At 73.4% G+C, this 9,988-nt stretch carries 10 protein-coding genes; 8 read left to right on the top strand and 2 right to left on the bottom strand.

Annotated elements, in window-relative coordinates:
• Positions 1-96: 96 nt before the first annotated feature.
• Entirely contained in the window at positions 97-2,109 is a 2,013-nt protein-coding gene (locus AB0M82_RS24490; RefSeq protein WP_364725956.1) for a phosphocholine-specific phospholipase C, read from the top strand.
• 39 nt (positions 2,110-2,148) lie between these two features.
• Here AB0M82_RS24490 and AB0M82_RS24495 read toward each other — a convergent pair whose 3' ends face one another.
• Both AB0M82_RS24495 and AB0M82_RS24500 read right to left on the bottom strand, forming a co-directional pair.
• Positions 2,149-3,135, bottom strand: a complete 987-nt coding sequence (locus AB0M82_RS24495) for a methyltransferase (protein ID WP_364725959.1) — start codon at positions 3,133-3,135, stop codon at positions 2,149-2,151.
• Between the two features lie 43 nt (positions 3,136-3,178).
• Entirely contained in the window at positions 3,179-3,904 is a 726-nt protein-coding gene (locus AB0M82_RS24500; protein ID WP_364725962.1) for an SDR family oxidoreductase, read from the bottom strand.
• 54 nt (positions 3,905-3,958) lie between these two features.
• Between AB0M82_RS24500 and AB0M82_RS24505 the strand changes: the two genes are divergently transcribed.
• The 7 genes from AB0M82_RS24505 (at position 3,959) to AB0M82_RS24535 (ending at position 9,882) form a co-directional block, all read left to right on the top strand.
• Positions 3,959-4,498, top strand: coding sequence for a MarR family transcriptional regulator (locus AB0M82_RS24505; RefSeq protein WP_364725965.1), 540 nt, complete (start codon positions 3,959-3,961; stop codon positions 4,496-4,498).
• Positions 4,499-4,568: 70 nt separating this feature from the next.
• Complete coding sequence (locus AB0M82_RS24510; protein WP_364725968.1) at positions 4,569-5,216, top strand: XRE family transcriptional regulator; 648 nt, start codon at positions 4,569-4,571, stop codon at positions 5,214-5,216.
• 37 nt (positions 5,217-5,253) lie between these two features.
• Entirely contained in the window at positions 5,254-6,399 is a 1,146-nt protein-coding gene (locus tag AB0M82_RS24515; protein ID WP_364725971.1) for an FAD-dependent oxidoreductase, read from the top strand.
• Positions 6,396-6,686, top strand: a complete 291-nt coding sequence (locus AB0M82_RS24520; RefSeq protein WP_364725973.1) for a (2Fe-2S)-binding protein — start codon at positions 6,396-6,398, stop codon at positions 6,684-6,686. Before AB0M82_RS24515 ends, AB0M82_RS24520 begins: the two co-directional genes overlap by 4 nt.
• Entirely contained in the window at positions 6,683-7,972 is a 1,290-nt protein-coding gene (locus AB0M82_RS24525) for an NAD(P)/FAD-dependent oxidoreductase (protein WP_364725975.1), read from the top strand. Before AB0M82_RS24520 ends, AB0M82_RS24525 begins: the two co-directional genes overlap by 4 nt.
• Entirely contained in the window at positions 7,969-8,880 is a 912-nt protein-coding gene (locus AB0M82_RS24530) for a dihydrodipicolinate synthase family protein (protein WP_364725978.1), read from the top strand. Before AB0M82_RS24525 ends, AB0M82_RS24530 begins: the two co-directional genes overlap by 4 nt.
• Complete coding sequence (locus AB0M82_RS24535) at positions 8,881-9,882, top strand: proline racemase family protein (protein WP_364725981.1); 1,002 nt, start codon at positions 8,881-8,883, stop codon at positions 9,880-9,882.
• The last annotated feature ends 106 nt before the right edge of the window (positions 9,883-9,988 follow it).

The raw sequence follows: 9,988 nt of genomic DNA on the forward strand, positions 1-9,988 counted from the left end.
AGGGTTTCGCCCGGCGTTAGCCTCGGGCCCGGCGCAGGTTCTCGCTGAGCCGCACATACTGGCCCGGCTCTCCACCACGACACCCCCGGAGTCCTCATGACGGACGTCAACCGACGGCGTTTCCTGCGGCTGGCCGGCGGCACCGCCGCCCTTTCCGCGCTGTCCACCAGCATCGCCCGCGCGGCGGAGATCCCCGCCCACCGGCGGACCGGGACGTTGCGGGACATCGAGCACGTCGTGGTCCTCATGCAGGAGAACCGGTCGTTCGACCACTACTTCGGCACGCTGCGTGGCGTGCGCGGCTTCGGTGACCCGCGGCCCGCGACGCTCCCGTCCGGGAAACCGGTGTGGCAGCAGCCGGACGGCAAGCGCGACATCCTGCCCTTCCACCCCGAGGCGGACAATCTGGGCCTGCAGTTCATCCAGGACCTCCCGCACGGCTGGAACGACACGCACGCGGCGTGGAACGAGGGCCGGTACGACCGGTGGGTGCCCGCGAAGGGCTCGACCACCATGGCCTACCTGACCCGCGAGGACATCCCGTTCCACTACGCGCTCGCCGACGCGTTCACGATCTGCGACGCCTACCACTGCTCGTTCATGGGCTCGACCGACCCGAACCGCTACTACATGTGGACGGGCTACACCGGCAACGACGGGGCCGGCGGGGGACCGGTCCTTGGCAACGATGAGAAGGGCTACTCCTGGACGACCTACCCCGAGCGGCTCGAGCGGGCCGGGGTGTCGTGGAAGATCTACCAGGACATCGGGGACGGCCTCGACGCCGCCGGCAGCTGGGGCTGGATCGAGGACGCCTATCGCGGCAACTACGGCGACAACTCGCTGCTGTACTTCGACTCCTTCCGCAACGCCAAGCCCGGCGACGCCCTGTACGAGAAAGCCCGCACCGGCACGAACGCGAAGGCGGGCGAGGGCTACTTCGATCAGTTGCGCGCCGACGTCAAGGCCGGGAAGCTGCCGCAGGTTTCGTGGATCACCGCACCGGAAGCCTTCTGCGAGCACCCGAACTGGCCGGTGAACTACGGCGCCTGGTACATCGCGCAGGTGCTCGACGCGCTGACCGCGAACCCGGACGTGTGGAGCAAGACCGCGCTGTTCATCACCTATGACGAGAACGACGGCTTCTTCGACCACGTCGTCCCGCCGTACGCCTCGGCCGGTCAATCCACAGTGGACACCTCAGGGGAGATCTTCGCGGGGTCGCCGTCGAACCCGGCCGGTCCGTACGGGCTCGGCCAGCGCGTGCCGATGCTGGTGGTGTCGCCGTGGAGCAAGGGCGGCTGGGTGTGCTCGGAGACGTTCGACCACACGTCGATCATCCGGTTCCTCGAGCGGCGCTTCGGGGTGCGGGAGCCGAACATCTCGGCGTGGCGGCGGTCGGTGTGCGGCGACCTGACGTCGGCGTTCGACTTCGCGCGGACCGACACCGCCGTGCCCGCCCTGCCGGACACGGCGGGCTACCTCCCGCCGGACCGCGAGCGGCACCCCGACTACGTGCCCGAGGTCCCGGCCGACGGGGTGCTGCCGAAGCAGGAACGCGGGCTGCGCCCGGCCCGGCCGTTGCCCTACGACCTGGCGGTCGACGCCCGGGTGGGGGCGGACGGGCTGACGCTGACGTTCGCCAGCCACGGCCGCGCGGGGGCGACGTTCTACGTCACTTCGCCGTCGGGGCAGCCGCGGACGTATACGGCGGGCGCCGGGTGTTCACTCCCGGCCACGCTGCCCGTCGCCGGCGGCTACGACTACACCGCGTACGGGCCGAACGGCTTCGTGCGGCAGTTCCGGGGCGGCGCCGCCGGCCCCGAGGTGGCGGTTCGTCAGGACGGCGGGGACCTCGCGCTGGTCCTGACGAACGGCGGCACCACCTCGGTGCGGCTGACGGTGACGGACTCCTACGGTCGGCGTTCGACGACCCGCCTGCTGCGGCCGGGCGCCCGGGTCGTCGAGACCGTGGCCACGCGGCGGAGCGGCGGCTGGTACGACGTCTCGGTCGTCTCGGACCACGATCCGCGGTTCCTGCGCCGCCTGGCGGGGCACGTGGAGACCGGCCGTCCCAGCACCAGCGACCCGGCCATCCTCGTGCGCTGATCTTTTCCGCGAACCCGGGGAGCGAACGACTTCGGCGCGTCAGCCGGGGCCGAACTCCAGTGCCGTCCGTCCTTGGGCCACCGGGGTCGTGTCGCGGAGGACGAGGCCGCAGCCGGTGGCGAGCCCGGCCAGTTCGCCGACCGTGCGTTCGCGGCCGCCGAAGCACATCAGCATGAACAGGTCGATCGCGGTGTCGGCGCCCTGGCCCCGCAGCGGCTCGATCACCACCACCGTGCCGTCCGGCGCCGCGGCTTCGCGGCAGCCGGCCAGGATGCGGCGGGCGTGGTCGTCGTCCCAGTCGTGCAGGATGTCGGACAGCACGTAGCAGTCGGCCCCAGCGGGCAAGGGATCGAAGAAGCTGCCGGGCACCGTGCCGGCCCGGTCGCCGAACCCGGCGGCCGCGAACCGGGCGGCCGCGGCGGCGGCCGACGGCGGCAGGTCCAGCACCTCGCCACGGACGCCGGGGTGGGCGCGCAGGATCGCTTCGAGCACGGTCCCGTCGCCCCCGCCGACGTCGAGGATCCGGGGAAAGCGGCTCCAGGCGAAGCGTTCGGCGATCTGCGGTGCCTGCACCCGGAACCGCCAGTTCATCTGGGCGTCGAACGAGCGCCGCAGGTCCGGCTCGGCGTCGAGATCCGCCCAGAAGCCACGCCCGTACCGGTGCTCGTAAGCGGGCGCGCCGGTGGTGATCGTGCCGAGCAGGTCGGCGAAGGCGAGTTCGGCGCGCCCGCCGGCGCGGTGGATGTCCAGCACCGCCTTGATCCCCTCCGGCGCGTCTTCGCGCAGCTGGGCGCCGAGGTCGGTGGGCCGGTACCGGCCGGACTCCGCGTCGAGCGTGAAGACGCCGATCGCCACCAGGTGGTCGAGCAGGCACTCCAGGGCCGGCGCGGCGGCGCCGGTCGCGGCGGCGAGCCGCTCGGCCGTCGCTCCCTCGCCATCGGCGTGCTCGGCCAGGCTGAGCGTCGCGGCCACCCGGATGGCCATCGGAGTGGCCAGGCCGGCCATGGCGAGGAGCGATCGGGTCACCGGCCAAGGTTAGCCACCGGCGATCGGTGGCGAGTAGTGCTTTTCACCGGGTGGTGTGGGCCCCGCCGTTGACGTGCAGGGTCTGGCCCGTGATGTGCCGCGCCCCCGGCGAAGCCAGGAACCAGGTGGTTTCCGCGATGTCGCCGGGGTGCCCCGCGCGTCCGTTGTGGGTCGCTTCGATCAAGGCCGTTCGCCGCTGCTCGCTGAGCTTTCCGTGGAAGAAGTCCGTCTCGGCGATGTAGCCGGGCGCGATCAGGTTGGCGGTCACGGCTCGCGGGCCCACCTCCGACGACAGGCCGGCGGTCCACGCGGCCAGAGCGGCTTTCGCCGCCCCGTAAGAGGATGAGGCGTACTCGGCGCCGATCGAACCGATGTTGACGATGCTGCCGCCCGGCCGCAGCTTGCCGAGCACGGCCGTGGTGGTGAGCACGGCGCTGAGCAGGTTCGCGTCCAGGTTCGCCCGCCACGCCGAGAGGACCTCGTCGAGACCGTCGCCCGGCTGGCCGGCGGTCTCGAAATCGGTGTTGCCGCCCGCCATGTTGACCACCACGTCGAGGTCCGGGCCCAGCTCGTCCGCCAGCCGCGCCACCTGTCGCGGGTCGGTCGCGTCACAGGTGACCGCCCGGGCGCCGATTTCGGCGGCCGTGCGCGCGAGGCGCCCGGCGTTCCGCCCGGTGACGACGACGGTGTCACCCTCCGCGCGGAACCGGGCGGCCACCGCCTTGCCGATCCCGTTGCTTCCGCCGGTGACCAGTACGTTTCGCGTCACAGTTCCTCCTCGTCTGCTATGTTTAGCCCTAAACGTAACAGACGAGGAGTGACGGTGCCCCACGATCCCGGAGCCGACGGCTATCCGCTGGAAGCGGTCCTGCGGTGGCCCGCCGCCGACATCGCCGCGTCGTGGCGCCGGGAGCTCCCCGGCGCGCGGACCGAGTCGATCGAGGTCATCACGCCGGTCTGGCGCATCGCGAAGCTGCTCGCCGACGACCGGCGGCGCACACTGGCCGGGCTCGGGATCGATCCGTCCACTTTGGACCTGCTCAGCGTGATCCGGCGGTCCGGGCCGCCGTACGAGCTCACGACCCGCGAGATCACCCGCCGGACACTGGTCACCGCGGGCGCGGTCTCGCAGCGGATCGCCCGCGCCGAGCAGGCCGGGCTCGTCGAACGATCGCCGTCGACGGCGTCGCGGCGCGCGGTCGGGGTCCGGCTCACCGAAGCCGGGCATCGCCTGATCGAAGCCACGGTGCGGCGGCTGCTCGACCACGAAGCCGACCTGATCGGCGCGCTCACGGCGGCCGAGCGCGGCACCCTCACCGGTCTGCTCGCCAAGCTGGAGGGGTCGCTGCCCGGTCCTGAGTAGGGCACCGCGGCGGATCGGCATGGCATCATGGCGCTGGCCCGATCGGCAAGCCGAACGGAGGGTCGCGCGAATGGACGCTTTACCGAACGGCGGGAAGAACGTGGCAGGAGACGGCGGGCCGTCGATCCGGGACATGCTGGCGGTGAACCTGCGTGCCGCGCGCGAGGCACGCGAACTGTCGCTTTCGGAGCTGTCACGGCGTTCGGGAATCGGCAAGGCGACGTTGTCGCAGCTGGAGGCCGGCGCCGGCAACCCGACCATCGAGACCGTGTTCAGCCTGTCCAGGGTCCTCGAGGTGGCGATCTCCGACCTGCTCGACCACCGGCCGCGCGGCGGTCTGACCGTGGTGCGGGCCGCCGAGGTCGAGGTGCTTCGCGGCGAAGGCGTAGACCTGCGCCCGCTGCGCCGGATCGAGGCCGAGAACAGCGTCATCGAGCTCTACGACCAGGTCTTCCGCGGGGACGCGCCACAGTGCTCGCAGGGCCACGTCGGCGTCGAGCACACCGTCGTGCAGGCCGGCGAACTGCGGGTCGGGGTCGCCGGCCGGACCGTGGACCTCGGGCCCGGCGACTACGTCGCGTTCGACGCCCGCGAGCCGCACAGCTACACCGCGCTGGCCGCGCCGGTGCATTCGGTCCTGCTGCTGCAGTACCGCGCGGGCGAGCGGCTCGACGGGCGGCCACATCCCGTGATTGACACCGTTCCCGGGGCGATCTAGCCTCCGATCGTTCGCTATACCGAACGCTGGAGGCTCGATGAACCGAACGCGGGTGGTGGTGATCGGCGCCGGGATCGTCGGCGCCGCCTGTGCGCGTGAGCTGAGCCTGGCCGGCTTCGACGTCCTGGTCCTCGACCGCGGCCGTCCGGCGGGCGGCACCACCTCCCACGGCGAAGGCAATCTCCTGGTCTCGGACAAGGAACCGGGCGCGGAACTCGCCCTGGCGCGGCTTTCGGCCCGGTTGTGGCCGGAGATCGTGGCCGAACTCGGCGACGCCTGCGAATTCGACCCGAAGGGCGGCATCGTCGTCGCCACCACCGAAGCCGGGGCCGGCGCGCTGACCGCGTTCGCCGCGGCGCAGGCGGCGGCCGGGGTGCGGACCGAGCCGCTGTCCGCGGCGGACCTCGCGGCGGCCGAACCCGCGCTGACACGGGAGGTGACCGCCGCGGTCCGCTATCCGGAGGACGCACAGGTCCAGCCGGCCGGCGCGACGCTGGCCCTGCTGGGCTCGGCCCTCGACCGCGGCGCCCGGTTGCGGGTGGACACCGAGGTGACCGGCGCGCTCGTGACCGGCGGCCGGATCACGGGGATCCGCGTGCCGGGCGAGGTGATCGAGGCGGACGTCGTGGTGAACGCGGCGGGTCCGTGGGCGGGGCTCGTCGCCGGCCGGCTGGGCGCGCCCATCGCGGTCCGCCCCCGGCGCGGCGAGGTGCTGGTCACCACGCCGATGCCGGGAGTGGTGCGGCACAAGGTCTACGACGCGGACTACGTCGGCGCGGTCGGCACGGACTCCGGGGCGCTGCAGACGTCCGCGGTGGTGGAGTCGACCCGTGGTGGCACGGTGCTCATCGGCTCGTCCCGCCGCCGGGTGGGCTTCGACGACGCGATCCGGCCGCACGTGCTGGGCGCGATCGCGGCCAAGGCGCTGCGGCTGTTCCCGGCGCTGGCGGACGCGGCGGTGATGCGGGCGTACGGCGGGTTCCGGCCCTATGTGGACGATCATCTCCCGGTCCTGGGCGAAGACCCGCGGCTCGGGAATCTGTGGCACGTCACCGGACACGAAGGCGCGGGCATCGGCTTGAGCGTCGGTAGCGCCCGGCTCCTGCGCGAACTGCTGACGGGCGGGGAGCCGTCGATGCCGGCCGGGGAGTTCACTGTGGACCGTCCGGCGGTGCTGGCGTGAGCGGGTGGCGGACGCCGCGAGCCGGGGACCGGCCGATCGGGATCACCGTCGACGGCGAGCCGGTGACGGGCGTCGCGGGGCAGACCGTGGCCGGTGTGCTGCTGGCCGCCGGGCGGATGTCCTGGCGCACCACGAGGTCCGGGGCGCCTCGCGGCGTGTTCTGCGGGATCGGCGCCTGTTTCGACTGCCTGCTGACGGTGAACGGCGTGCCCGACGTCCGGGCCTGTCGCCGTCGCGCCGCCGACGGTGACGAGATCCGGACCCAGTCCCGGCAGGAGGACGCATGACGCGGGTGGTCGTCGTCGGCGCCGGGCCCGCCGGGCTCGCGGCCGCCGAGCACGCGCTGCGTGCTGGCGCCGAAGTCACCGTCCTGGACCAGGCGGACGCCCCGGGCGGGCAGTACCACCGGACGTGGCCACGGGCCCGGCACGGCTTCGAGCGGGTGCTGAGCCGGTGCACGTGGTGGCCCGAAAGCACGGTCTGGGCGCTCGAGGGCCGGCGGGTCCACGTCCTGCGCGGCCCGGCCGACGGCAGCGGGCGGCACCGGCACACCCTCGAACCGGACGCGCTGGTCCTCGCGACCGGCGCCCACGACCGCACGCTGCCGTTCCCCGGCTGGCAGCTGCCCGGCGTCTTCACCGCGGGCGCCGCGCAGGCGCTGGCCAAGGGGGAGCGGGTCGCCGTCGGACGGCGCGTGCTCGTCGCCGGGGCCGGGCCGTTCCTGCTGCCGGTCGCCGAATCCCTCCTGACCGTTGGCGCGGACGTCGTCGCCGTCCTGGAGGCCAACCCCGCCACGACCGTCCTCAAAGGATGGTCGGGCGGGCTCCCCGTGACCAAGGCCGGCGAACTGGCCCGCTACGCCGCCACGCTCGCCCGCCACCGCGTCCCGTACCACCTGGGCCGCGCGGTCGTCGAAGCGCGCGGAGACGACCGGGTCCGCGAAGCCGTCACCGCCCGGCTCCACGCCGACTGGTCGGTCGTGGCCGGCACCGAACGGACCTACGAGGTCGACGCCGTGTGCGTCGGGCACGGCTTCGTGCCGCAGCCCGAACTGGCCGTCGCGGCCGGCTGCCTGCTCGACGGCGGGTTCGTCCGGGTCGGCGACGACCAGCGCACCGGCGTCGCGGGCGTGTTCGCGGCCGGGGAGATCACCGGGATCGGCGGTGCGGACGGCGCGGCGGCGGAAGGCGCGGTCGCCGGCTGTGCCGCCGCCGGGGGCGAGCCGTCCCGGGCGCTGCTCCGCGCGCGCGACCGCGCCCGGGCCTTCGCGCGCCGGCTGGCCGCCGCCCACCCGATCGGCGCGGCCTGGCCCGGCTGGCTGCGCGAGGACACGATCGTCTGCCGTTGCGAGGAAACCACTTATGGCGAACTGAAAAGCGCGGCCGCCGGCCCGGCCGCGCCGGGCCCGCACGCGCTCAAGCTCGGCACCCGGGCCGGGCTCGGCCCGTGCCAGGGCCGGATGTGCGGTCCCGCCGTCCACGAACTCTGCGGTGGCGCCGAGCGGCACCACCGTCCGATCGCCCAGCCGATCCGCCTGGGTGAGCTCGCCGACCCGAAGGAGACCCGAGCATGAGCACCCGCGACCTCGGCGGCGTGGTGGTCGCCGCCGCCCTGCCCTACCGGGCCGACGACGCCGCCCCGGCCGGGCTGGCCGTCGACTACGACGCCTACGCCGAGCACTGCCGGTGGCTGGTGGCCAACGGCTGCCGCGGGGTCGGCCCGAACGGGTCCCTCGGCGAGTACTCCTCGCTGACCGACGCCGAACGGCGCCGCGTCGCCCGCACCGCGATCGAAGCGGTCGGGAGCGACGGGATCGTCGTCGTCGGCGTGCACGGCCCCGGCGCGCACCAGGCCCGGTACTGGGCCGAGGCGGCGGCCGAGGACGGCGCGCACGGCGTGCTCTGCCTGCCGCCGACGCTCTACCGCGCCAACCGCGGCGAGGTGCTCGCCCACTTCGAAGCGGTGGCGTCGGCCGGGCTGCCGGTGATGGTCTACAACAACCCCTTCGACACCAAGGTCGACCTCACCCCCGATCTGCTGGCCGAGATCGCGCAGATCGACAACGTGGTGGCCGTCAAGGAGTTCTCCGGCGACGTCCGGCGCGTGCTGGAGATCCGCGAACGGGCGCCGGGGCTGGCCGTGATCAGCGGCGCCGACGACGTCGTCCTGGAAAGCCTGCTGATGGGCGCGACCGGCTGGTTCGCCGGGTTCCCCAACGTGTTCCCGGCGGAATCGGCGCGGCTGTTCGAGCTTGCGACCACGGGCAAGCTCGACGAGGCCAGGGCGCTGTACGAGCCGCTGGTGGCGGCGTTCCGCTGGGACTCGCGCACCGAGTTCGTCCAGGCCATCAAGCTCGGGATGGACATGGTCGGCCGGTACGGCGGCCCGTGCCGGCCGCCGCGGGGCCCGCTGTCGGACGTCCACCGCGAGCAGGTCCGGGCCGACATGGGCCGGGCGCTGGCCGCGCTGGGGGTGGCGTAGGTGCGGTCCACGCGCGCGATCACGGCGGTCGACTCGCACACCGAGGGCATGCCGACCCGGGTGGTGACCGGCGGCGTCGGCCCGATTCCCGGCGCCACGATGGCCGAGCGCCGCCGGTACTTCATGGCGCACCTGGACCACCTCCGGCAGTTCCTGATGCACGAGCCGCGCGGGCACTCCGCGATGAGCGGCGCGATCCTGCAGCCGCCCTGCCGCGACGACGCGGACTGGGGTGTGGTGTACATCGAGGTCTCCGGGTGCCTGCCGATGTGCGGCCACGGCACCATCGGCGTGGCGACGGTGCTGGTGGAGACGGGCATGGTCGAGGTGACCGAGCCGACGACGGTGGTGCGCCTGGACACTCCGGCCGGGCTGGTGCACGCGGAGGTCACGGTGCGCGACGGGCGGGCTTCGCGAGTGAAGCTGCGCAACGTGGCGTCGTTCCTGGCCGAGCGCGACGCGGTGGTTTCCGTGCCGGGCCTGGGTTCCGTGCGGTACGACCTGGCCTACGGCGGGAACTTCTACGCCATTCTCGAACTGTCCCAAGTGGACATCCCGTTCGACCGGGCCGAGAAGGACCGGATCCTCTCGGCCGGGCTGGCGATCATGGACGCGATCAACGAGCAGCGCCCGCCGAAGCACCCGGCGGACCCGCTGATCGGCGGGTGCAAGCACGTCCAGTTCCTCGCCCCCGGCTCCGACGCCCGGGCGTCCCGGAACGCGATGGCGATCCACCCGGGCTGGTTCGACCGGTCCCCGTGCGGCACCGGCACCTCGGCCCGGATGGCCCAGCTGCACGCCCGCGGCGAGCTGCCGCTGCACACGCCGTTCGAGAACAGCTCGTTCATCGGCACGACGTTCACCGGCGAGCTGGTGGGGGAGACGACGGTGGGCGGCGTGCCGGCGGTGATCCCCGAGTTCTCCGGCCGGGCCTGGATCACCGGCACGGCCACCTACCTGCTCGATCCGTCCGACCCGTTCCCGACGGGGTTCGTCCTCTGACCCGCGCCGATGCCGCGCAAGCGGTCAACGGAAGGCCGTGAATGGCCCATTGAGGGACGCGGATCCGGTCGTCGAGCAGGACCCGCACCAGGTCGACCACGTCGGT

This window comes from Amycolatopsis sp. NPDC051128 (assembly GCF_040682715.1).
Classification (GTDB): domain Bacteria; phylum Actinomycetota; class Actinomycetes; order Mycobacteriales; family Pseudonocardiaceae; genus Amycolatopsis.

Excerpts from the sequence above, each read along its gene's own strand:
- AB0M82_RS24490 (WP_364725956.1), top strand. The coding sequence starts at position 97 with ATGACGGACGTCAACCGACGGCGTTTCCTGCGGCTGGCCGGCGGCACC.
- AB0M82_RS24510 (WP_364725968.1), top strand. The coding sequence starts at position 4,569 with ATGGACGCTTTACCGAACGGCGGGAAGAACGTGGCAGGAGACGGCGGG.
- AB0M82_RS24515 (WP_364725971.1), top strand. The coding sequence starts at position 5,254 with ATGAACCGAACGCGGGTGGTGGTGATCGGCGCCGGGATCGTCGGCGCC.
- AB0M82_RS24525 (WP_364725975.1), top strand. The coding sequence starts at position 6,683 with ATGACGCGGGTGGTCGTCGTCGGCGCCGGGCCCGCCGGGCTCGCGGCC.
- AB0M82_RS24530 (WP_364725978.1), top strand. The coding sequence starts at position 7,969 with ATGAGCACCCGCGACCTCGGCGGCGTGGTGGTCGCCGCCGCCCTGCCC.